Here is a 23,163-nt window from a genome sequence, read left to right as displayed (position 1 = left end):
CTTATGTGGACAGTTTCTTGTAGCAGGTGAGCGCCGCAGCGAGTTGGAGAAATGCTGCGAAGAGGCGGCCGTGACGTTCGTAGCGGATCAGCAACCGCCGGTATCCGGTCAGCCACGCGATCGTGCGCTCGATCTTCCACCGATGACAGCCCAGCCTCGTGAGATCCTCGATACCACGACGGGCGATGCGAGAGACTATACCGCGAGCACGCAGCCAGCGGCGATGGACGTCGAAATCGTGACCCTTGTCCCCCTGTGTGCACCACCCGCGTTCGAGCGCCGGCAGCGTGCCGGTGCCAAGCATCACCTGATCACCGCGCCTCGCTCAGCACGCCCCGGATGGCGGTGGCGGCGCGGTCGTCGGGACGGATGTCGGCCAGTGCGCCGTTGAACCGTCCGAACGGGGGTCGCGCGGCGGCGTAGACATATGCCATGGCAGTGCTCCTCAGCTCGCGGTGCGGGTGGTGAACGGCAGCACCAAACGGGAGTGGTGCGCAGGCATGGAACACATGCGTCGGATAAATACTGCAGCTCTTGCTCACCTGAGGCCTCCGGGGGCAAATATCGCCCTACCGTCTTCGCCCTCACATCCATACCCACCGACAGTGGCCAGGCCATGCCACGGGAGCGGAGCGGCCTACCTGATCTCGCGACGTCCCACTCCGGAACACGCCCGGCAGTGGCAGCGCTTGGCTGCTCGCCCCACACTGGCGGGCCTGCCGAGCGCACCGGCCGAACTCGCGGACCTCACTACCGAGCAGGTGTTCAGTTTTCGATGTCGATCGCGCCGGCCGACGGTGGAGTGTGGCGACCAGTGCGGGCAACTGCCGACGGTCGTAGCGGGACGCTCGGCATGGAAATGGACAGCCCCCGCAACAGCCCGGCCGTCGGCACCCCCCCGACGGCGACCACACCGCGCTCCGAGAGCCCGTCGTTGAGGGCGAAACCGGCGCGGCGCACACGGCCGAACTGAGCGCGCAGCGCCCGCATATCCGGACGTTCACCAGGGCATTCCTCAAAGCGCTGCTCGGAATACAGCTCGCCGACTTCCGACGGGTCCATGGCGGCGAGCAGGATAAGGCCCGCGGTCACGCGATGGGCGGGAAAGACCATGCCCTCGCGCGAGCCCACCCGCGGCGCCCGCCCGCACTCGACGCTGGCGATGAACCTGCTCGGCTTCCCGGGCGGCCGACTGCTTCAGGTCTGTTGGACGCGGCTTTTCCCACGCGTGTCTCCAATCACGAGTGCTCGGATATCGAGTTCGCCAGCCGCCCCGGCATTCATCTACCACATTTGAGCTGGAAATATAATCTCTTGACGCGGATTCCCTACCGGGCACAAATCCAGCGCCCGGCGGACGGTCGGCTCTCAACCAGCTCGCAATCCTGTCTCTCTTGGTCTGCCATTGCGATCGGTGCGATCGCATCGACATCGCCTACCGCCGCAGCAAGCCGGCGGCCCCTGCCCAAACCTTCTACGGCATCTCGACCTCAGCGACGGAGCGATCAAATCGCAGCCCTCTCCACACCGGATGCGTCAGACCCGACGCCGTACGTTCGCGATAGGTCACCTCCCCGACCAACTGCGGCGCCATCCAGGATGCCGACTCGGCGAGAGTGCGGGCACCTCACCCGCGACCGGCGGAGCCTCGACAGCGATCGCGTCCAGTTCTCGTTGCAGTGCCGTCCGTGCCGCGTCGGAGAATCCGACACCGACCGAGCCCGCCAGCCGCAGCTGTCCCTCTCGGTGGTGCGCGGCCACCAGCAGAGAACCGAACTGCCGGCGCCGGGCGTGCCGCCTGGCAGCCAACCGACCACGATCACTTCTGTCGTGCGACGCAGGGTCAGCTTCCGCCAGGCCGGGGACCTGCCGACGCGATATAACGCATAGACGCGTTTGGCGACCAAGCCCTCGACGTCATGGACGGCGGCCACGGCCAGCATCTGCGAAACCTGGGCACCTACCTAGCGCTTTCCGGACTGCAAGTTCGCGCCGGCATCGGTTTTTTATAACAGGGTGCTACCGCGGCCGGCTACGCCAAGCACGCCACCAGGCCGCACCCAAATAACTCACAATCCGGACGACAGCTGGTTCCATCCGATACCCACGCGAACCAGATTCAGAACGCCTTCCAGCACAGCTCGGCCACCGGGCCGGTCACAACCGGGGTACCGGAAGCTTCTCTCCCACCCTGGAATCAATGCTCCAGCCAGGCCTCCAGTGCGGCGGTCACCGCCGCATCACCCACACTAGAACTGTCAAACACGCTGCGGCCCAACGCAAGGTGTTGTCAGATCTCATTCTGAACTGATTTATTGGCCGAAGCAGTACATCGAGCCTTCCTCCGAGCAACATATTCGAGGCGTTTCCGGTCCCATGTCCGACGACACAGCTTCGACCCGGACGCCGAAGCGCGGTCCCCTCCACGCGCTGAACGGTCCCGCGCCGACTCCGGCGATCGATCGCGGCGGTGTAGGTGCCGGTGCAACTACCCAGTTGCCAGGGCCAAAATGCTACGAACAAGCGTCCGGAGAGGACACGAACCCCGCCCGCCAACCTGACCTGCTGATATGCCACAAAGGCAGTTATGGTACCTGAACATAATCGCAGCTCAGAGTGTCGAAAAAGTGTCCGGAGGGGAATCGATCACTACGCCCACGCGCTCAACCACCGAAAAGTACTGGTTATCAATCAAGTGTAAGGCATTCGTCTCGGTGTCGCGCCAAGCGGCGATCTACTGACTCGACGGGCCGGGGCGGACGGTCAGAGCAGAAGGTGGAAGATGTCGAAGACGACGTTCCATTCGGCGGTCCCGGGGTTCTTACGGCCCGGCTCGATCGTGACGAATGTGTGCGCCAGCGCCACACTCAAGCCCCCGGCAATCAGCGGTAGTCGCTGCTCGGTCGCCTCGGAGAGCGCCATGTCCAACGGCGGCCGGGCCGTCAGTTGATCGAGCACGGACTGTAGTTCGATTTCCTGGTCCAGTTTCTCGAACCGGTGGATGCTCTCCTGTAGTCCCTTGGTGATCGGCAGGTCCCACGGTTCGATCACATCCCTCAGATTTGCCTTTGCCGACGCCTTGCCGATGAGTATCAGGTCGTAGATCTTGTCGTCGACGAAATCCGTATAACGCTTGACATCGTTCCGGTCGACGTGCAAACCAGCCGCGGCCCGGAAGAACTGCTGGAATTTCACGGTACCCATTACTGGCATGTCGTCAGCTCCTGTCGAAGTATTCATGGATTTGGCGAACCGCCATCGCGCCTTCACCGACAGCGGATGCGACCCGCTTCACGGAGCCGCTACGAACATCGCCCGCCGCGAAGAGACCAGGCAGGCTGGTTTCGAGCGACCTCGGCGACCGGGCACCGGTCCGCTGTGTGCCGTCGCCTCGGGCGTGGACCGCGTCCATGCCGGTGAGGACGAAACCGTGGTCGTCGAGTGCGATCGTGTCGGCCAGCCAACCGGAGTAGGGCATCGCCCCGATGAAGACGAACAGGGCGCGCACCCGAAGAGTGTCCTGCTCCCCCGTGTGATTGTTCTCGACCATGATCTGTTCGAGATACTTCTCCCCGTGAACCGTACGAACCTCGGTATTCCGGTGCACGGTCACCCGCGGATGGCGCTCGATCTGGTCGACCAGATACCGGGACATACTCTTGCCGAGGTCACCGCCGCGGATGAGCAGGTGAACACGGGAGACACTGCCCGCGAGAAACACGGTGGCCTGTCCGGCGGAGTTTCCGCCGCCGACGACGGCCACCGGGTGGGTGCCGCACATCCGCGCTTCCTGATGGGTCGCGGCATAGTACACGCTCGTTCCCTCCAGCGCCTCGATCCCGGGGACCGTCAGCTTGCGATATCGCGCACCGGTGGCGAGCACGACGGCTCGGCCGCGAACCACACCGCCGTCCGCGAGCGGGAGCGCGTGGTACCCGTCCTCGGGCATCGAACCGGTCACCTCCGCGGACACCAGCAGCCGGGCACCGAACTTCCCGGCCTGGAGCACAGCCCGCTCCGCCAATTCGGCGCCGGAGATACCGGCAGGGAACCCGAGGTAGTTCTCGATCCGGGAGGAGGTACTGGCCTGCCCGCCCGCGGCGATCGACTCCAGTGTCACCGTGTTCAGCCCGTCCGAAGCGCCGTACACGGAAGCGGCCAGACCGGCCGGTCCCGCCCCCACCACGATGAGGTCGCACACGTCCTCAGTCGTGTCCCGGACCGGGTCCGGAGCCGGAAGCCCGACGATACGGGCGAGTTCGGCGTTCGGCGGATTGCGCAGCACCTTTCGGCCGCACCAGATCACGACGGGAGTGTCCTCGGGAGCGACGCCCAGGCTGCGCAGCAGCTGCTCCGCCCTTTCGTCCTGCTCCACGTCGATCCACCTGTGGGGCAACCGGTTTCGTATGGCGAACTCGCGAAGCCGCAGCGTATCGGGTGAATAGCAGGAGCCGATTATCCGGAACCCCGAACCGAGGCCGATCAGCAGGTGCCGGCGCACCAGGTAGGCGCGCAGGATCAGATCGCTGAGTACAAGATCGTGCGCCACCAGTTCACGCACCCGCTCGGCCGGGACGACGAGTATCTCGCCGTCCTCGATCACCTCGGCGGTGAAGAACGCCACCTGGCCTTCCAGCAGCCCGAGCTCGCCCAGGAACCGGCCGGGACCGTGCACCCGCAGTATCCGGCGTTCACTTTCTCCGTCGCCTTCGTCGATGATCGCGACCTTGCCCGAGAGGATCACGAAGAAGTCCTGGCTGGGTTCGCCCTCTCGGATCAGCACTTCGCCGGCGCGTACCGGTCGACACGCGCCCCCGGCTTCGAGGGTCGCGACCTGGTCTTCTGTTAACCGCGGGAATGCTCCCAGCTCGTCGGGGGTCTCGTCGTCGACCTGCTCGATATCGCGGACGGGCATGGGATCCTCAGACGAGGTTCTGGTCGACATAGCACCAGCGCCAATCTTCCCCCGGCTCCATCGACTGGACGATCGGGTGGCCGATGACGCGAGCGTGCGCGCTCGCGTGCTTACCCGGTGAGGAGTCGCAGCAACCGACGTGTCCGCATGTCAGGCACAACCTCAGATGTACCCACGGGGTGCCGAGGCGAAGGCATTCCTCGCAGCCCTGCGGGGTTCGGGGTACGACGGGCCGGATGGCGGTCACGTGCGGGTCCACAGGTGCAGAAGTCATGACTTCGTCTCCTTGCCTACCTTTGCCGAGAGCGCCTGATCGAGCCAGGAGCGCAGTTGTGGTACCGGAGCGGCGCCCGCCTGACGTGCCAGGACCTCGCCCCGGTCCAGCACCAGCAGCGTCGGCACGGCGCGGACGGTGAACCGTTCGGCGGTCGCGGGCGCAGCGTCCACGTCGGTCTTCACCAGCTTGATCTGACCCGCGCGTTCCCGGGCGAGCTGCTCGAGCGCCGGGCTGACCATGCGGCACGGGCCGCACCAGGTCGCCCAGAGGTCGACGAGCACCGGCACCGAGGACTTCTCGGCGATCTCCGCGAAGTCGTCGTCTGCTGCCGAGGCGATCCAGGGCAGCGGCTCGTGGCAGTTCCCGCAGCGCGGAGTGCCTGCTCCTGCTGCGGGGACCTTGTTCCTCTTGCCGCAGTTCGAGCATTTCACCGTCTCGGACCCCATGACCACACCCCCTCACGCCGCCGCGACAGCGGGCTCGGCGTAGGCGACGGCGAGCTCACCGCCGTCCACCGTGACACGGATGACACCACCCGGTTCGATCTCGCCACGCAACAGCGCGCGACCTATCTTGGTCTCGACCTCGTGAGCGATGTATCGTCGCAGCGGCCGCGCGCCGTAGACCGGGTCGAAACCGTGTTCGGCGATGAGCCGACGTGCTTCCGCGGTGATATCCAGGTGTATCTGCCGCTGCTCCAGTCTGTTCCGGAGGTCGATGAGTTGCAGGTCGACGATGTGCTCGATCTGAGACAGGGTGAGCGGTGTGAACAACACGATGTCGTCGACCCGGTTGAGGAACTCGGGACGGAAGTGGCCGCGCAGTTCCCCCAGCACCCGCTCGCGTGCGTCCGGCTTGATCTCACCGTTGGCGGTGACGCCGTCGAGGAGGTGATGGGATCCGATATTGGAGGTCATGATGATCACGGTGTTGCGGAAATCGACCTGTCTGCCCTGGGAGTCGGTGATCCGGCCGTCATCGAGCACCTGCAGCAGGGTATTGAAGACGTCGGCATGGGCCTTCTCGATCTCGTCGAAGAGCACCACGGAGTACGGCTTGCGGCGCACCGCCTCGGTGAGCTGGCCGCCCTCGTCGTAGCCGACGTACCCGGGGGGCGCGCCGATGAGCCTGCTCACCGTATGCCGCTCCTGGTATTCGCTCATGTCCAGTCGCACCATGTTGTCTTCGCTGTCGAAGAGGGCACTGGCCAGTGTCTTTGCGAGCTCGGTCTTTCCCACGCCGGTCGGGCCCAGGAAGATGAATGAGCCGATGGGCCGGCGCGGGTCGCGGATACCGGACCGCGCCCGGATCACCGCGTCTGCGACCAGTTGCACCGCCTCGTCCTGCCCGACGACCCTTTCGTGCAGAATCTCGTCGAGCTTGAGCAGTTTCTCCCGTTCGCCTTCCTGTAGCCGGGCGACGGGGATGCCCGTCCATGCGGCCACGATCTCTGCGATTTCGTCTTCGGTGACAACCTCGCGCAGTAACGGATTCCCGCCTTGTCGGGTGGTCAGTTGCTCCTCTGCCGCTTCGAGCCTGCGTTCCAGCTCGGTGATCTCGCCGTATCGCAGTTCGGCGGCCCGATTGAGGTCGTAGTCGCGCTCCGCTTCCTCGGCTTCGTGGCGTAGCCGTTCCAGCTCTCCGCGTAATTCCTGCACCCGCCGGATCGCCTGCCGCTCCGCCTCCCACTGTGCGTGCCGGGCGTCGGCTTCGGCTCTCAGGTCGGCCAGTTCTTTGCGCAGCTCTTCGAGGCGTGCCTTGCTGGCCGCGTCCGATTCCTTGGACAGCGCGGCCTCTTCGATCTCCAGGCGGGTGACTTTCCGGGTGAGTTCGTCGAGTTCGGCGGGCATCGAATCTATTTCGGTGCGCAGCCGCGCACAGGCCTCATCCACCAGGTCGATCGCTTTGTCCGGGAGGAAGCGGTCGGTGATGTACCGGTGTGAGAGGGTCACAGCGCCCACCAGTGCGCCGTCCTGGATCTTCACGCCGTGGAACACCTCGAGGCGTTCCCGGAGACCGCGCAGAATCGAGACCGCATCCTCGACGGTGGGTTCGTCGACCAGAACGGTCTGGAAGCGGCGCTCCAGGGCCGCGTCGGATTCGATGCGCTTGCGATACTCGTCGAGTGTGGTGGCACCGATCATGTGCAGTTCGCCGCGGGCGAGCATCGGTTTGAGCATATTGCCGGCGTCGAGCGACCCCTCGCCGCCGACCGATCCCGCGCCGACAACGGTATGCAATTCGTCGACGAACAACAGGATGCGACCCTCGGCCGCCTTGACCTCGGACAGCACCGCTTGCAGCCGCTCCTCGAACTCGCCGCGGTATTTCGCCCCCGCTACCAGCGAACCCATATCGAGCGAGAAGATCGTCTTGTCACGCAGGCCCTCGGGCACATCCCCGCGGACTATCCGCTGGGCGAGGCCCTCGACGATCGCGGTCTTACCGACACCGGGGTCACCGATCAGTACCGGATTGTTCTTCGTCTTCCGACTCAAGATCTGCGTCACCCTGCGGATCTCGGCATCTCGACCGATGACCGGATCGAGTTTGCCTGCCCGTCCTTCGGAGACGAGGTCACGTCCGTACTTCTCCAAGGCCTCGTACGCACCTTCCGGAGTCGCCGAGGTAACACGCTGATTGCCACGCACCGCGGTCAGAGCGGCGAGGAAGGACTCTCGCGTGACCCCGTGACTCGCGAGGACCCGCCCCGCCGCACTGGCCGACCCCTCCTCGGAGAGTGCCATCACGAGATGTTCCACCGAGACATAGGAATCCTTGAGTCGCTTCGACTCCCGTTCCGCGGCATCGAGCAGCTTGGCCAGGCGCTGGGTGATCGTCACCTGGCCGGGCGTCGCGCCGGGCCCGCTGACCTTCGGCCGACGCGACAGTTCACGCTCCAGATCAGATCGCAGCGCATCGATGTTCGCACCGGCCTGTTCGAGCAGTCCGGGGACCAGTCCTCCTTGCTGATCGACCAATGCGAGCAGCAGGTGCTCACCGTCTACCTCGGTATGACCCATTCTGGTCGCTATATTCTGGGCTTCCTGCAGGGCTTCTCGTGACTTCTCGGTCAGTCTGCCGGTGTCCATGAGGGCGTCCTCCTTCTGCGGGAAGCGGCTTCGAGTTCCTCGATTCGATCCAGCAGATCGAGCACGAGCCCGATTGCCGAGTAGTTCAGGCCCAGACCAGTTCTCAGCCGTTGGATGCGGGCGGCGTGGGCGACTTCGGATGGTTCGAACGACATCTCGCCGCCGGCATCGCGGTGGGCGTCGAGTAATCCGAGAGCGACCAGTCTCCGGGCCAGGTCGGGGTGTAGCCCGGTACGTTCGGCGAAGGCATCCGGCGACAATCCGGTACGGCGAACCAAGACGTACCGGGCGCCCGGCAGTGGTGTGCTCATTTCACTTTCCTCGGATCGAAGTTCGACTCGGCGGCCAGTTGCTCGAACAGGTCCCGTTCGCGTGCTGTCGGGTTCGACGGCACCATCACTTTGATCTCGGCGTAGAGGTTGCCGGCGGGGCCACGTGGATTGGGCATTCCTTCTCCGCGCAAGCGCAGCTTCCTACCCGTCGACGAGCCCGGCGCCACTTTGACTTTCGCCTCGCCACCCGGGGTGGGCACGACGACGGTCGCGCCGAGGACTGCCTCCCAGGGCGATACCGGCAGGTCGACATAGATATCGCGGCCCTGCACCCGGAACCGGGGATGCGGCCTGATCCGCACCACGAGATACAGATCCCCGGGCGGCGCATCACCACCGCCCCGGCCGCCCTGACCGGCCAGCCGGATTCGCTGCCCGTCCAGGACGCCGGCCGGAATGTCGACGTCGTACTGTCGTCCGTCCAGTCCGAGAGTGCGTTTGCCGCCCCGATACGCCTCTTCCAGAGTCAGTTCCAGTTCCGCTTCCTGATCCGCACCGGGAATAGGCCCATACCCGCCACCGCCGGTGAACATCTGCCCGAAGAGATCCTCGAAGTCGACCGGGCCCTGACCACCGAAACCTCGACCGAAGTGCACCCTTGCGCCCCCGCCGCCATACCCCCCGCCACCGTATCCACCGGCGCTTGCCCGTACCCGTTCGTCGTAGTCCTCGGGCACCCGACGGAAGTCCGCACCGAATCGGTCGTAGCGTTTGCGAGTGTCCGGGTCGGACAACACTTGGTAGGCCTCGTTCACCTCCTTGAATGTGTCCTCCGCGGTGGGGTCCTTGTTCACATCGGGGTGATATTTGCGAGCCAGCTTTCGGTAGGCCTGCTGGATTTCGTCGGTGTCGGCGCCACGCGGGACTCCGAGAACTTCGTAGTAATCGCGCGCCATCGCTGCTCACCCCTCGGATCGGCTGACGAGCACCGCGGCGGGACGCAACTGCCGCCCGTCCTCGCCATACCCCGGTCGCACGACATCGACCACAGTCCCGGAATCGAGGTCGGGGCGGTCCACCACACCGACCACTTCGTGCAGTTCCGGGGAGAACGGCACACCGACCTCGTCGTGGCGTTCGAATCCGAACTGTGACAGCACCTGCACCGCCTGATCCCGGATCGCCTTCACACCCTCGACGACAGCCTGCGGATCACTACCGGCGTGGGCCAACGCGAGCTCCAGATTGTCCAGGACCGGCAGCCACGCCGCGGACACCTTCGCCACCTCCGCAGCGCGTTCCCGGCCCAGATCCTTGGCGTAGCGTTTACGCAGGTTATCCAGGTCCGCGAGGGCCCTGCGCCAGCGGTCCTCGAGTTGAGCCGACTCGCTCTCCGTACCGGTGGGATCAGGCGGCGTCTCGGCCTGGTCCCGGTCGGTGTCCTCGGTGGCCGGTTCGGTCGTCGAACGATCTGCGGACCTCTCCATCGCCTACCTCAGCTCCGGTCGAATTCGGCGTCGATCACGTCGTCGTCCTCCGACGACGCGGTGTCCCCACCATCTGCTCGGTGTCCGTCGCCGCCTGTCTGGACCGGCGCGAGCCCGTACAGCAACTGCTGCAACTCCGAGGTGAGTGGCTGCACTTCCGCCGGTGAAGCCCCCTCGTTCACAGCCTTCCGGGCATCGGCGACCAGCATCTCGGCGCGTGCCTTGTCGTGGGGTGGGGCACTGTCACCGAGTTCGGCGAGTCGCCGTTCCACCTGATAGGCCACCGAATCGAGCGCGTTGCGCGCATCGACCGCCTTCCGTAGCGCCTCGTCCTCACTCCGGTTCCGTTCGGCCTCGGCCAGCATGCGCTCGACCTCGCCCTGATCCAGATTGCCCTGCTCACTGATCGTGATGCTCTGTTCCTTGCCGGTGTCTTTATCGCGGGCGGTGACGTTGAGGATGCCGTTGGCGTCGATATCGAAAGTGACCTCGACCTGGGCCTCGCCCCGTGGCGCGGGGCGGATGTCTTCCAGCCGGAACCGGCCCAGCACCCGATTGTCGCCGGCTCGTTCGCGTTCGCCCTGCAGCACCACGACGTCCACTGCCGACTGGTTGTCTTCCGCGGTGGAGAACACTTCACTGCGCCGGGCGGGGATCGTGGTGTTGCGCTCGATGATCTTGGTCATCACCCCACCCTGGGTTTCGACGCCGAGGGACAACGGGGTGACATCGAGCAGCAGCACATCGGAGACCTCGCCCTTGAGCACGCCCGCCTGGACCGCGGCACCGAGCGCCACGACCTCATCGGGATTGACACTCATATTGGGGTCTTTGCCGCCGGTGAGCCGGCGCACGAGCGCCTGCACCGCAGGTATACGTGTCGAACCGCCGACCAGGATCACCTCGTCGATATCGTTGGCGGTGACTTTGGCGTCACTCATCGCCTGCTTCACCGGACCGAGGCAGCGTTCCACCAGATCGGCCGTCAGATCCTCGAATTTCGAACGCATGATCGTCGTGGTGAGATGTTTGGGGCCGTTCGCGTCAGCGGTGACGAAAGGCAAGTTGACCTGGGCCTGACTCACCGAGGACAACTCGACCTTGGCTTTCTCTGCCGCCTCGAACAGGCGCTGCAACGCCTGCGGGTCCTTGCGCAGATCGATATTCTCCGCACTCTGGAATTCATCGGCGAGGTAGTCGACCAACCGTCGATCGAAGTCGTCACCGCCGAGGTGAGAGTCGCCGGCCGTGGAACGCACCTCGACCACTCCGTCGCCGACATCGAGCAAGCTCACATCGAACGTTCCGCCACCGAGGTCGAAGACCAGTACGGTCTCATGGGTCTGCTTGTCCATGCCGTACGCCAGTGCCGCGGCGGTCGGCTCATTGATGATCCGCAGGACTTCGAGGCCGGCGATGCGGCCGGCGTCCTTGGTGGCGTTGCGCTGCGCGTCGTTGAAATAGGCGGGAACGGTGATGACCACTTCCTTGACCTTCTCACCGAGGAATTTGCTCGCGTCGTCGACGAGCTTGCGCAGCACCAGGGCACTGATCTCCTCCGGCGCGTATTTCTTACCCCGCACGTCGAATCGCGCCTCACCGTTGTCCCCCGGCACGACGTCGAAGCTCACCGCTTTGGCCTCCTCGGAGATCTCGTCGAAATGACGTCCGATGAAGCGTTTCGCCGAGTAGATCGTGCCCTTCGGATTCAAGATCGCCTGCCGACGGGCGAGCTGACCCACAAGGCGCTCACCGCTCTCGGTGAACGCCACCACCGACGGCGTCGTCCGTGCCCCCTCGACGTTGGAGATCACCATCGCCTCGCCTCCTTGCCAGCTCGCGATGACCGAGTTGGTGGTGCCGAGATCGATGCCTACTGCAGTTGCCATGAGTCATTCCCTTCGATTGGATCGAGGTGACGTGCCGTCGGCCGCCTCTAGCGCATACATGAGCACTCCGAGCAGAGCTGCCCGACCAGCGTGGAACCGGCCGACGACCTGTTCGATCAGCTGGCGATCACGTGCGACGATGGCCAGTTCGTTCACCGCGAAATGCTGGTCGGAGAGATGGTCGACAGCGCTTCCTGCGTCGGCGTAGGAGTCGAACGTTGCCACTACCCGACGTGCCGCGCGGCTCGGATCCACCGCGGAGGCTCCGCCACTGGACTCTGTCATCACGCCCCCTCGGCGGCGATGATTCGAGGTTCACCGAGCCGCACGTGTAGCGATTCGGCTCCGGTCGGTCAACGGGTTGAGCTCACGCACGGCTCAACCGCATGAAGTTCTTCATCCGCCTACGGGCACACGACGAAAACGGGAGACGGTATCGGCCGACTGCACTACCGGCACGGCTCCGGGCCGACCACTCCAGCGGCTCGTATTTACGGGTTCAACGCATCAACCGCTGTATCGCGCTTCGGCACGCAAAACTCCCGTTATCGGAAATTCTCGCACCCGACGCATCATGTGTCGACCGCCGCCGCACATTCGATCGCCGAACCGTTACTACTCCGCCGCGGCATCGAGCTATCCGAGAACACACCCGGTTCGCCGGCGACCGCAGGTGATCTCGGCAATGTTGCCCTGTCGACAAAGTTCACTGTTCACATCGCCGCTGCGGCCGCCGCGACGACGGTCTTGTCCTGCTCTCGGGTGCCGCCGCTGACGCCGACCGCTCCGACGACCTGTCCGTTGTGCCGCAGCGGGACGCCGCCGGCGAAGATCATGATTCGCCCACCATTGGAGCTGTGTATCCCGTAGAACTGCGCACCCGGACCCGCATCGACCGCAAGGTCTTCGGTCGAGATGTCCAGTGCTCGCGCAGTGAATGCCTTGTTTATCGAGATGTCGATGCTGGCGATCCAGGCACCGTCCATCCGCGCATGGGCTACGAGGTTGCCGCCGGCATCGACCACTGCAATATTCGACGGCGACTCGATCTCGGCGGCTTTGGCCCGGCCGGCGGCAATCACCCGCTGCGCGTCGTCGAGGGACACCGACCCCTGGTCGACTGTCATGACGCACCTGCCGTGATCTCCGCGAACTCGACAGCCGGTGCCGCGATCGACGTGGCCTGCAGTGCTGTTGTCATTGTTGTGCTCCTCTCGGTCAGGACCGCCTCACGGATGCAGCACGACCTTGGTCCATCCGTTATCGCGGGCGTCGAAGTGCCGGTAGCCGGACTCGGCCTCGGCCAGCGGGAGCTCATGAGAGACGATCCAAGACGGTGTCGCCCGGCCCCGGTGGATCAGGTCACGCAGCTGCCGGTTGTAATGCTTGACGTTGGCCTGTCCGGTACCGGCCTTCTGCCCCTTGAACCAGAATTTGCCCATGTCGAAGGCGATCTTGCCGTTGCGTTCGAGTTCGTCAGGGGCGTTGCGGTCCTGAGGCAGGAAAATGCCGACCACGCCGATATGTCCGGTGAAACGCACCGAGTCGACGAGCCGGTTCATCGTCATTGCGGCGTCCTCGTGACCTTGCGGGTCGTGCGCCTGGTACCCGACGCACTCACAGCCCTTGTCGGCGCCGCGCCCGCCGGTCATATCGAGGACCTGCTCGACCGGGTCGCCGATGGAGTCGTCGATGGGTGTGACCCCGATCTGCTCGGCGAGCCGCAACCGGTCGGGGTGACGATCCACGATCATCACCTGGCTCGCGCCCTGGATCATCGCCGAGTACGCCGCCATCAGGCCGACCGGCCCGGCTCCATAGACGACCATCGAATCGCCGGGTTGCATCTCGGCCAGTCGGGTGCAGTGCCACCCGGTGGGGAAGATATCGGAAAGCATCACATAGTCGGCTTCCTTGTCCTCAGCGTCCTCAGGCAGTCGCAGGCAATTGAAGTCACCGAACGGCACCCGCAGATACTCCGCCTGCCCGCCCCAGAACGGTCCCATCCCGGCGAAACCGAACGCGGCGCCCGCCATCTTCGGATCCGGGTGCACTGTCAGGCAGAACGCGGTCAACCCTTCCTCGCAGTTACGGCAGAAGCCGCAACCGATGTTGAATGGTAGGCACACCCGGTCTCCCGTGGTGACCTTGACCACCGCATCGCCTACTTCTGCCACGATTCCCAAGTTCTCGTGACCAAGAACCATCCCGGGCTCCAGATCGGTGCGGCCTTCGTACATGTGTAGATCCGACCCGCAAATGTTGGTGCTGGTGATCTTCACCAGCACATCGGTCGGCTGCTCTATCCTCGCATCGGGGACATCCTTCACATGAACTTCACGTGGCCCGTCGTACACAATCGCTTTCATCTCGACACTCCCTGACATGCGGCGTTCCGGACAATGCCCGGCCAGGCCGCCACAGGCGGGTTACGTGTCAGCGACCGACCGAATGAATCGCTGTTCTGGAGACAGCGGACGCGACGGAGCACGGAGCTGAGAACGACACCGAAACCTGGTCCACCACAATGTTTCGCGTACGGCCAACCGACAGCGGGTGCACTCCAGGCGTCACATTCTCTCCACCTCGGAGTCTCCTCTTTCGACTCCACGATCGCTAGGGTGGAATCGGCGAAACTTATTTAATGAGCTCGGGCGGAACCTTCCCTTCGCCGGTCGATGGTGTGGGAAAATGATGATCGCCGGAGACAACCCATTCCACAGTGAATCACTGGTCAACGCGAGAACAGGCCCAGACAACATCAGACCGGTCACGATCGAATAGGTGGACACCTGTGCGACAGGCCCGCTGAATTCGACTTGCCTCAGCTCTCTGTCGCTACCGGACACTTCAACATCATAGTGACGGAAACGCACCCGGACGGGGGGTTCCGCCCCGCACCGCCGTCCCACCAGCGCTGTACCACCGGCGGCTATCGCGATCGCGACCGCTTTACCGGCAGAACTCATCTGACGACCGCGGAGTGCGGTTCCGCGGGCGACGCCGCCTTCGGCATACTTCGCGCCCACACCGACGGCATCGCTGTCGTGATTGCGGATAGGCGGAACACGAGCGAGCTCGGTGCCGTTCGTGCCGGTCCCGGGTAGTGAACGGTCCGCGCGGCTCGCTGCGGAGACCACGCGAAAGCGTCATCAGCAGTTCGGCTGGAATGGAAAGCAGCTTTCGCCGACAGGCGCCGGAGCTCGCAAGACCTCTTCAGTGGGCGTGGGCAGGAGAGGCGGCTCCTCGATGACCGAGCTGATCGGCAGTTCGTCCCTGATCGGCTTCGGATCGGACTTATCGCCGGACTGAGCCAACAACCACAGCCTTCCACCGAGCACTGCGATCGCGGCGAACGCCGCAGCAGTCTGATACGGACTCCGCCTACTGGCAGCAGCCGGAGTGGATAGCGCACCATCACAGGCGGCCGCAGGACTGTCTCGGCAGGCCAGATCCGCTCCGGCCGCGGTGAGACCGGCGGCCGTGGCACCGAAGCCTTGGCGGGTACCGGTGGAGCCAGTAGCGTAGACCTCGATCGTGACGTCGGCAGCGATACGACCGGTGACGGTTCCGCCCGCCTGCGCGGGAACCCTGCTGCTGCCAAATCGGCGACGGTGGTGCGGTCGCCGCATTCGAGTGCATCGACCAATGCGTAGGCCTGGTCCGCGGTCCAGGCGATGCCGCCGGATCGGTGGGCTCTGTGGAACCAGGCCCGCAGTGGATTATGGTTCTCGCACAGCAACACAGTGCAGCCGTCAGCCGCCGATTTCTTGCCGAGCCGCCTCGACGAACCCCGCGGAGGAACGACCACCACCAAACCCGGGACATACACGGCGCTGCCCACCCCGACTGACCACGCGCTTCAGCTTCAACGCGCCGACGCGGGCCTGGTCGTAGGGGGTGGTGTCGTTGGCGCGGACATGGACCGGGTCACCAACATAGCCGGGAACCTGCCATCGGCTGTTCGACGTACAGATCAGCACACCGTCGCCGGGGACCCCTGGCGCAGTAGCTTTGATCTCGATCAGGACGGCGGTGAACGGGGTGATCACGATCAGATCGGCCTCTTGACCGGCGACGTACGCGTTGGTGGTCGCGATACCAGGGATCTTGAACTCCCCTGCCCACACCCTCAACCAATCGAAGACGCGCGATTCGGTACCGGACTTGGGCTTATCGGCGATGACGAGCATCAGAATCACCCCTCCCTGCTGCAGGTGATACCTATATGATATCGGCCAATCCGACAGGTTGCGCGACAATGATTGTGGCTCAGTATCTTTCGGACGATCAGCGAGGGCGGGCGCCACTCAGGGTGGGCGGCCAGAGCATCGGGCGCACCGGGTCTGCACGCCGGTCGACATGGCGGTTCGGGTGCCGGGCGCCCGAGCCGCCTCCAGCTCGCACGCTCCACGCCGGCATCGACTCCCTGATCCCGACGATGCCGCGGTTGATTCGTCGCCACGGCCCCACTGGTCACGCTCTACATGTTCCCGCCCACCCGGCCCCCCGACGAAATCGCTCACAGTCGGCGAGGCCCGCATCTCTTCCCGTGTGGGGCGCGGATTCAGGCTTCCGGCAACGGCAACGGCAACGGCAGCGCCGCGACGTGGGTTGGCCGCCGCGAAAGGGCACATACGCGAAGTGGCTATCAGGACTGTCTCAGCTGAACCCGGCTTGCCCCCACGCTACTGACCTGCACATATGGTTTTAGCAATTGATACTCACACCAAATAACAGCAGTTAGAAAGAGGGAGAGATGTGTCCGGAGGGGGACTTGAACCCCCACGCCCTATAACGGGCACTAGCACCTCAAGCTAGCGCGTCTGCCATTCCGCCACCCGGACCGGTGTGCTCAGCAAGAGTATCGGATTGCGCCACCGGGGCAAAATCGCGGGTGCCACCTGGGGTTTTCCGGTCCATTGTCAGCGGGTGACGAATTCCGGTCCGGGGGCTGCGGTGCGTGGGTAGATTGTGGTGCGCAGCGGAGCAGTCGCGGTGAGGAGCGCCAGGTGGGTCAGGATGTCGCGGTCGTTATCGGGGCCGGGGGTATGGGGCGGGCCATCGCGCGCCGGGTAGGGGGTGGCCGGCGGCTGCTGATCGCCGATTTCGACGAGGACAATCTGGGCGCGGTGGTCGAGGTGCTGGCCGGGGAGGGGCATGAGGTGCGCGGGCAGCGTGTCGATGTCTCGGATGCGAAGTCGGTGGCGGCGCTGGCGGAGGTCGCCGGCGAGGCGGGGCGGGTTACGCATATAGCGCATACCGCGGGGGTGTCGCCGACGCAGGGGGTAACGAAGGCGGTGCTGGAAGTGGATCTGCTGGGGACGGCGCTGGTGCTGGATGCCTTCGAGGGTGTGGTTGCCGAAGGTGGGGCGGGGGTGGTGATCGCGAGTATGTCGGCGTATATGGCGCCGCTGCCGGACGATCAGGTCGCGGCGCTCGCGTATACGCCGACGGCGGAGTTGCCGGCGTTGCCGTTCCTGGATCACGAGGCGCATCCGGGTATCGCCTATGCGATGGCGAAACGGGGCAATGTGGCACGGGTGCAGGCCGCGGCGGTCGCGTGGGGGCGGCGGGGTGCCCGGCTCAATTCGATCAGCCCGGGGGTGATCTCGACGCCGATGGGGCGGCAGGAGCTGGACGGCGAGTCGGGGGCGGCGATGCGGGCGATGGTCAACGCGTCGGCGACGGGGCGGTTGGGGACTCCGGATGATATCGCGCACGCGGCGGCGTTCCTGCTGGATCCGGCGTCGAGTTTCATCTCGGGGGTGGATCTGCTGGTCGACGGCGGGACGGTGGCCGGGGTGCGGGCACTGGCCTCCGGGAACCTGCCCTAGCGGCCGGTCCGCGTCCAGCGTCCCGGTCCGGGTGAGCGGAATTGTTGACGACGCCCGCACGGGGGGATGATGATGCGGCCATCAGCCCCGACGTCCCGGAAGTGAACTGTGCCGCACACCAGAGTCCCCGCCGTCCACCTGGGTCCGGAATACGATCCCGCGCTCGCCCGGGGAATCGAGGCGGGGGGCGGTCGGCTGGTGCCGTTGGACGAGGCCGAGGCGGTGGTGTGGAAGGGCGGGCCGGATTCCTTCCCCGAACGGTTGCCGGACGCGGTGCGGTGGGTGCAGTTGCCGAGTGCGGGTATCGAACGGTGGTTCGCCGCGGGGCTCATCGACGACGACCGCGTCTGGACTTCGGCAGCCGGCGCCTATGCACCGAGCGTGGCCGAGCATGCGGTGTCGCTGTTGCTGGCGGGTGTGCGGGGGCTGGGTGAGCAGGCGCGGGCGACCTCGTGGCGCAAGGCCGAGTTCGAGAGGCGGGTGGGGACGCTGCACGGGGCCACTGTCGCCATCATCGGCTGCGGGGGTATCGGCCGGGCGATGATCCCGCTGTTCCGCGCGTTCGGGGCACAGGTGCTGGCCTCCACCCGGTCCGGGGCGCCGGTGCCGGGGGCGGTCGAAACGGTGGACGCGAGCCGCAATGCCGAACTCTTCTCGCGCGCGGACCATATCGTGATCGCGGCACCGGCGACGGCCGAGACCGCGCATCTCGTCGACGCCGACGCGTTGGCCCGGATGAAACCGGCGGCCTGGATCGTGAACATCGCCCGGGGTTCGCTGATCGATACCGATGCGCTGGTGCAGGCGCTGCGTGCAGAGACCATCGGCGGCGCGGCCCTGGATGTGACCGATCCGGAACCGCTACCGGACGGGCATCCGCTGTGGTCGCTGCCGAATGCGCTGATCACCCCGCATCTGGCGAATCCGTCCGGCGGTCTGCCCGGTCTGCTGGCCGAACATGTGCGGGCCAATGTGGAGCGATTCGCGGCGGGTGAACCGCTGCTGGCCCTCGTCGATACCGAACGCGGGTACTGATCGGGCGGCGAACACCTGCCCGGCCCGTCGGGTCAGACTTCGAGTATCTCGTCGATCGGGCGCCGCGGGGTATCGGCGAGCGGCGCGGCGCTGCGGGGACTCCAGCCGACCCGCACCATGGACTGGGGGTACGCGCAGTCGTGGAGCAGGCCGGTCCGGATCTCCTGCCGTGCGTCCGGTACGCCGAGCGGTTCGGTCTGCACGCTGGTCGCCAGGCCCAGTTCGGTCGCGGTCAACAGCAGTGCGCTGGTGGCCTCCCCCGCCCGCAGCTGGGCACGCCGGTCGTCGCGGATGGTACCGACGACGAGCCATTGTGCGGCGTCCGGCTGGTTCGCGGGGTCGAGCAGTGCGGGGTCGGCGAAGGTGCGCACCGGGATCTCGCCATCCGGGCGGGCGGCGGGGGCGTTGCGGGACGGCACTCCGTCGGTGAGCCGGTCGCGTCCACTCCAGTGGGCGATCTCCTCCCGGTACAGTCGGTCGGTGGCGTGCGCGGCGACCGCGTGCTGCATGGGCGTCGCCAGTCGTGGCAGTAGGGTGTCGGGGACCTGCCGGACAGCGGCGCCGCACGCCGAGACCCGGGCGGCCAGGGACCGCAGATGGCGGGCCGGGATCGGCTTGGGCAGATAGTGGCGGCGGTCGGTCCGGCGCAGCAGGATGGCCGCGGCCATTTCGATCTCGGCGTCGGTGGGTGGCCGGCGGGTGGTGTGGATCGTGGCGAGGTGATCGGGGTCGCCGGGATCCGGGCAGTAGTCCACGGCGGAGGCCCAGCCCAGCGCGGCCAGAGCGGCACGCATATGGTGCAGCGCGGCTCCACAGCTGACGATGAGTGACCGCAGCGAGGGATCGGTGACGATCAGTTGCCGGCCGGTGTCGGCGAAGAGCTGGATACCGGAGTCGGCGGACCGCCAACGCCAGGGTTGGGTGTTGTGCACGGACGGCGCTCGGACTGCCAGGCCGAGGGCGAGATCGGTGGCCTCACGATCCGGGATCGTGGCGGACATTGTATTGCGTCCTTCCGACGACGGGCGGTGTGCAGATTTCCGGCTCGGACAACTCGCCGGCGGCGCGGCCGTGACACCGCGGCTTCGTCGGCCTCGATGCCGGACGTCTGCGGTGCGAATTCCCTGAATCCGAGAGTAGACGCACCCGAACGGCACCACCCGGCGAGATTTGCCGGGCGATGTCCGGGACAGCGGCACGGCGATGCTACGAATCGCTCACCGGGCGCGGTGATTCGATGCCTTACCGGTGAAGACTGTTCGTCCAATCGAATTATATGACTCCGGTCACACCCACGTAGTGTTACCGGTTATTAGCTCCGCTGCGGCGGGCCGGTGTGGACGGACACGTTGCGGCCGGTTCTGTTTCCCGGCCCGGAAGCCGGGTAGATCGGCAGTACTCTGGCCTACTACCCCCTGGTGACCAGCTGTGACAGATGCGAAACACCGAAGAAAGGGATGCACATCATGCTGCTACGCCGGTTCGCCCGCCCCCTACTGGCGAGTGCGTTCGTCGTCAACGGAGTCGAAACCCTGATGCATCCGGAATCACGGGTGAAGGAAGCGTCGACTTTGGTCCACAAGGGGAAGGAATCGCTGCCGTCCGATATCGCGGGCAACCTGCCCGCCGACCCCAGCACCCTGGTTCGGGTGACCGCGGCCGTGCAGATCGCCGGGGGCGCTCTCCTGGCGCTGGGCAAGGCGCCGCGCCCGGCGGCGCTGGCGCTGGCGGCGACGGTGGTCCCGGCGACGGTGACCGAACAGAACTTCTGGGCCGAGAACGACCCCGACCGCCGCGCGGCGAAACGGACGGCATTCCTCAAGGACGTGAGCCTGCTCGGGGGCCTGATGATCGCGGCGTCGGATACCGCCGGTAAACCCTCGCTGGGCTGGCGGGGACGCCGCGCCGCCCGCCGGGCCGCCGCCACGGTCGGCGGTGCGCTGCCGGTAGGTTCAGCGGCCCGTGGCGGCACGGGCGAGACCGTCCGGCAGCAACTGCACCAGGCCGCCGACCGGGGCCGAGATCTGGCGGGTTCCGCGGCCGACCGCGGGGCGGAGCTGGCCGAGATCGCGCAGCAGCGGGGTCCGGTGTGGGCGGATACCGCGAAGAAGCGGGGCGCCGACTGGGCCGATATCGCCAAGCATCGCGGTGTCGAGCTGGCCGAGACCGCGCAGACCCGCGGTCCCGAATGGGCCGCCGTGGCCAAGAACCGTGCCGCCGAGCTGGCGGACTACACCAAACACCGCGGCGGCGAACTCGCCGAGACGGCGCAGCAACGGGGACCGGAGTGGGCGGAAGCGGCCAAGAGCCGCGCGGCCGAACTCGCCGACTACACCAAACACCGCGGCGGCGAACTCGCCGAAACCGCCCAGCACCGCGGCCCCGAATGGACCGAGGCGGCCAAGAACCGTGCGGCCGAACTCGCCGACTACACCAAACACCGCGGCGGCGAACTCGGCGCCTCGGCGAAGGCGCAACGCGCCCAGCTGGCCAAGGCGAAGGCGAAGGCCGACAAAGCGAAGGCGAAGGCCAAGAAGAAGGCCGCGAAGTCCAAACTGCGCTGAGAACGCGGCGAATTCGACGATGCCCGGGCCGTGCGGTCCGGGCATCGTCGTGTCACATCCCGGGAAACTCGAGGATCGGCGGCGGATAGTCCGTGTCGAGCCGCCACGGCCGGTGGATCGCCCGGCCGTCGATATCGGCGAGTTCGGGCACCCAGCGCCGCACGTAGTCGCCGTGCGGGTCGTAGCGGTCGGCCTGGCGCAGCGGGTTGAGCACCCGGTTCGGGCGGGTGTCGTTTCCGGTTCCGGCGACCCACTGCCAGTTGAGTTGATTGTTCGCCAGGTCCGCGTCGACCAGCCAGTACTGGAAGTGCCGCGCGCCGGCCCGCCAGTCCACCCGCAGCGATTTGGCGAGAAAACTCGCGGTGATCAGGCGCGCGCGATTGTGCATCCACCCCTGTGCGTGCAATTGCCGCATCCCGGCGTCGACGATCGGGATACCGGTGCGTCCCGCGCGCCAGGCCTCCAGCGCCTGCTCGTCGTCGCGCCAGCGGATATCCCGCGCGCGATAGTCGGCCCATGCCGCGCCGGGCCGAGCGGCCAGCACCTGGTGGTGGAAGTCCCGCCAGGCCAGCTGCCGGACGAACGCGGCGGCGCCCTCGGTGGAATCACCGGCGCGGCGAACCACCTCCCCCGGCGAGAGGCAGCCGAAATGCAGGTACGGAGAAAGCCGTGAGGTGGTATCGGCGGCCATATCGTCACCGCCCGACGCGTAACCGTCGAGGTTTCGGGAAAGCCAGTCCCGCAGTATTTTCCGGCCCGTGGTCTCGCCGCCGACAGACAGTTCGGGAGAGGGTTCCCCCGCGCCGAGCTCACCCGGCTCCGGGAGGGACCCGGGGGTGATCTCCGGCAGCTCGAGGCGGTGCGGTGCGCGCAGCGCCGCGCGGTGCCGGTCGCTGGTCCAGCGCCGCAGATAGGGCGTGAACACCGCGAAGTGATCACTGCCGGCGGGCACCAGATCTCCCGGCGGTACGACGGTCAGCGAGGCCGGGTGGACCCGCAGTTCGCGACCGTCGCGGCCCAGCCGGTCCCGCAGCCGCCGCTCGCGGAGGCGGCTGTAGGCACTGACATCGGCGGCGATGTGGACGACGGGCGCGTCCACCGCCTCCGCCACCCGCGCCACCTCTTCGGCGACGTCTCCGGCCCGGACGACCAACCGGCCGCTGAGCGCACGGAGTTCGTCGTCGAGTTCACGCAGGGCGGCCGCCAGGAAATGCGCGCGATTGGGCGGGCAGGACCGGCCGGACAGGATGGCCTCGTCGATAACGAAGAGCGGGACCACCGTATCGGCCTCCCGATGCGCCGCGGTGAGCACCGGGTTGTCCCGCACCCGCAGATCGCGGGTGAACAGGGCGACCGCCGCCGCGGTCACGCGAACCAGACCAGGCAGAAGGTGTGCCCGACCGGGTCGGTGTAGACACGGAAGGTCTTTTCCGCATGGACGAATGTGGCGCCCAGCGCCAGGACTGCCGGTTCGGCGACCTCCACATCGCTGACCAGTACATCGAAGTGGATCTGCTGCGAGCCGGCCGGATCCGGGAACCGGGGCGGCACGTACTCCGGCGACAACTGGAACGCCAGGCGCCGGCCCTGCGGATCGACCATGGCGACCCAGGTCTCGTCGCTCTCCGAGCTCACCACTTCCCCACCGAGCAATCCGAGATAGAACTCGGACAGCTTCCACGGATCCGGGCAGTCCAGTACTACCGTCCGCAATCCCTCTACTCCGTCGGCCGCCATGGTCCGGCCCTCCTTCCGCACGTGATACCGATGCGTACCCGGGCCCCCGTCGGGAAAA

General features: G+C 66.2%; 23 protein-coding genes, 1 tRNA gene and 1 pseudogene. 3 read left to right on the top strand and 22 right to left on the bottom strand.

Annotated features, from left to right (window positions below; genetic code table 11):
* Position 1 precedes the first annotated feature (1 nt).
* The 19 genes and pseudogenes from NGR01S_RS11060 to NGR01S_RS10990 form a co-directional block, all read right to left on the bottom strand.
* A pseudogene (locus NGR01S_RS11060) lies at positions 2-256 on the bottom strand (transposase); the annotation flags it as partial.
* 55 nt (positions 257-311) lie between these two features.
* Complete coding sequence (locus NGR01S_RS32815) at positions 312-434, bottom strand: hypothetical protein (protein WP_281179735.1); 123 nt, start codon at positions 432-434, stop codon at positions 312-314.
* A 331-nt stretch (positions 435-765) separates the two neighbouring features.
* Positions 766-1,164, bottom strand: coding sequence for an IclR family transcriptional regulator domain-containing protein (locus NGR01S_RS11055; protein ID WP_444979984.1), 399 nt, complete (start codon positions 1,162-1,164; stop codon positions 766-768).
* A gap of 310 nt (positions 1,165-1,474) precedes the next feature.
* Positions 1,475-1,594 carry a hypothetical protein gene (locus NGR01S_RS33165; protein ID WP_157107202.1) on the bottom strand — a complete coding sequence of 40 codons (120 nt, stop codon included), beginning with the start codon at positions 1,592-1,594 and terminating at the stop codon, positions 1,475-1,477.
* The gene (locus NGR01S_RS30135; RefSeq protein WP_169811892.1) at positions 1,567-1,809 is read right to left on the bottom strand and encodes an ATP dependent DNA ligase; all 243 of its coding nucleotides are present in this window, start codon (positions 1,807-1,809) and stop codon (positions 1,567-1,569) included. The genes NGR01S_RS33165 and NGR01S_RS30135 overlap by 28 nt, the downstream gene beginning before the upstream one ends.
* A gap of 954 nt (positions 1,810-2,763) precedes the next feature.
* The gene (locus NGR01S_RS11050) at positions 2,764-3,204 is read right to left on the bottom strand and encodes a DUF1931 family protein (RefSeq protein ID WP_174551695.1); all 441 of its coding nucleotides are present in this window, start codon (positions 3,202-3,204) and stop codon (positions 2,764-2,766) included.
* A gap of 13 nt (positions 3,205-3,217) precedes the next feature.
* Entirely contained in the window at positions 3,218-4,945 is a 1,728-nt protein-coding gene (locus NGR01S_RS11045; protein WP_063036086.1) for an FAD-dependent oxidoreductase, read from the bottom strand.
* The gene (locus NGR01S_RS30130) at positions 4,923-5,189 is read right to left on the bottom strand and encodes a UBP-type zinc finger domain-containing protein (protein WP_084480648.1); all 267 of its coding nucleotides are present in this window, start codon (positions 5,187-5,189) and stop codon (positions 4,923-4,925) included. The genes NGR01S_RS11045 and NGR01S_RS30130 overlap by 23 nt, the downstream gene beginning before the upstream one ends.
* Positions 5,186-5,638 carry a thioredoxin gene (trxA, locus tag NGR01S_RS11040; protein ID WP_063036085.1) on the bottom strand — a complete coding sequence of 151 codons (453 nt, stop codon included), beginning with the start codon at positions 5,636-5,638 and terminating at the stop codon, positions 5,186-5,188. Before trxA ends, NGR01S_RS30130 begins: the two co-directional genes overlap by 4 nt.
* 12 nt (positions 5,639-5,650) lie before the next feature.
* Positions 5,651-8,284, bottom strand: a complete 2,634-nt coding sequence (clpB, locus tag NGR01S_RS11035; RefSeq protein WP_063036084.1) for an ATP-dependent chaperone ClpB — start codon at positions 8,282-8,284, stop codon at positions 5,651-5,653.
* Complete coding sequence (locus tag NGR01S_RS11030; RefSeq protein WP_063036083.1) at positions 8,266-8,595, bottom strand: chaperone modulator CbpM; 330 nt, start codon at positions 8,593-8,595, stop codon at positions 8,266-8,268. The genes clpB and NGR01S_RS11030 overlap by 19 nt, the downstream gene beginning before the upstream one ends.
* Positions 8,592-9,512, bottom strand: coding sequence for a DnaJ C-terminal domain-containing protein (locus NGR01S_RS11025; protein ID WP_063036082.1), 921 nt, complete (start codon positions 9,510-9,512; stop codon positions 8,592-8,594). The genes NGR01S_RS11030 and NGR01S_RS11025 overlap by 4 nt, the downstream gene beginning before the upstream one ends.
* 6 nt (positions 9,513-9,518) lie before the next feature.
* Positions 9,519-10,043 (bottom strand): nucleotide exchange factor GrpE, encoded by a 525-nt coding sequence (locus tag NGR01S_RS11020; protein ID WP_063036081.1) that lies wholly within the window; start codon positions 10,041-10,043, stop codon positions 9,519-9,521.
* Positions 10,044-10,051: 8 nt separating this feature from the next.
* Positions 10,052-11,932 (bottom strand): molecular chaperone DnaK, encoded by a 1,881-nt coding sequence (gene dnaK / locus NGR01S_RS11015; protein WP_063036080.1) that lies wholly within the window; start codon positions 11,930-11,932, stop codon positions 10,052-10,054.
* Between the two features lie 3 nt (positions 11,933-11,935).
* A complete protein-coding gene (locus NGR01S_RS11010) occupies positions 11,936-12,217 on the bottom strand; it encodes a general stress protein (protein WP_174551691.1) in 282 nt (93 codons plus the stop codon).
* Between the two features lie 428 nt (positions 12,218-12,645).
* Entirely contained in the window at positions 12,646-13,059 is a 414-nt protein-coding gene (locus tag NGR01S_RS11005; protein WP_063036078.1) for a GlcG/HbpS family heme-binding protein, read from the bottom strand.
* 102 nt (positions 13,060-13,161) lie between these two features.
* Positions 13,162-14,301, bottom strand: coding sequence for a glutathione-independent formaldehyde dehydrogenase (locus NGR01S_RS11000; protein WP_063036077.1), 1,140 nt, complete (start codon positions 14,299-14,301; stop codon positions 13,162-13,164).
* A 1,386-nt stretch (positions 14,302-15,687) separates the two neighbouring features.
* Positions 15,688-16,134, bottom strand: coding sequence for a nuclease-related domain-containing protein (locus NGR01S_RS10995; protein WP_063036076.1), 447 nt, complete (start codon positions 16,132-16,134; stop codon positions 15,688-15,690).
* Positions 16,135-16,694: 560 nt separating this feature from the next.
* A tRNA-Leu gene (locus tag NGR01S_RS10990) sits at positions 16,695-16,779 on the bottom strand.
* Positions 16,780-16,944: 165 nt separating this feature from the next.
* Between NGR01S_RS10990 and NGR01S_RS10985 the strand changes: the two genes are divergently transcribed.
* Positions 16,945-17,769: an SDR family oxidoreductase gene (locus NGR01S_RS10985; protein WP_063036075.1), complete on the top strand. Its 825-nt coding sequence runs from the start codon at positions 16,945-16,947 to the stop codon at positions 17,767-17,769.
* 108 nt (positions 17,770-17,877) lie between these two features.
* A complete protein-coding gene (locus NGR01S_RS10980; RefSeq protein WP_063036074.1) occupies positions 17,878-18,804 on the top strand; it encodes a D-isomer specific 2-hydroxyacid dehydrogenase family protein in 927 nt (308 codons plus the stop codon).
* 32 nt (positions 18,805-18,836) lie between these two features.
* Here the strand turns inward: NGR01S_RS10980 and NGR01S_RS10975 are convergent, their stop codons facing one another.
* Positions 18,837-19,805 carry an Acg family FMN-binding oxidoreductase gene (locus NGR01S_RS10975; protein ID WP_063036073.1) on the bottom strand — a complete coding sequence of 323 codons (969 nt, stop codon included), beginning with the start codon at positions 19,803-19,805 and terminating at the stop codon, positions 18,837-18,839.
* 465 nt (positions 19,806-20,270) lie between these two features.
* Here NGR01S_RS10975 and NGR01S_RS10970 point away from each other — a divergent pair, with 465 nt between their 5' ends.
* Entirely contained in the window at positions 20,271-21,368 is a 1,098-nt protein-coding gene (locus tag NGR01S_RS10970) for a DoxX family protein (RefSeq protein WP_063036325.1), read from the top strand.
* A gap of 52 nt (positions 21,369-21,420) precedes the next feature.
* On the opposite strand, the gene NGR01S_RS10965 is transcribed toward NGR01S_RS10970, so the two are convergent.
* On the bottom strand, positions 21,421-22,737 hold the full coding sequence (locus NGR01S_RS10965) for a cryptochrome/photolyase family protein (RefSeq protein ID WP_063036072.1): 1,317 nt from the start codon (positions 22,735-22,737) through the stop codon (positions 21,421-21,423).
* The gene (locus NGR01S_RS10960) at positions 22,734-23,105 is read right to left on the bottom strand and encodes a VOC family protein (RefSeq protein ID WP_063036071.1); all 372 of its coding nucleotides are present in this window, start codon (positions 23,103-23,105) and stop codon (positions 22,734-22,736) included. Before NGR01S_RS10960 ends, NGR01S_RS10965 begins: the two co-directional genes overlap by 4 nt.
* Positions 23,106-23,163 lie beyond the last annotated feature (58 nt).

The organism is Nocardia grenadensis NBRC 108939 (assembly GCF_001613445.1).
Taxonomy (GTDB): domain Bacteria; phylum Actinomycetota; class Actinomycetes; order Mycobacteriales; family Mycobacteriaceae; genus Nocardia; species Nocardia grenadensis.
This window is presented reverse-complemented; position numbering and strand designations above follow the sequence as displayed.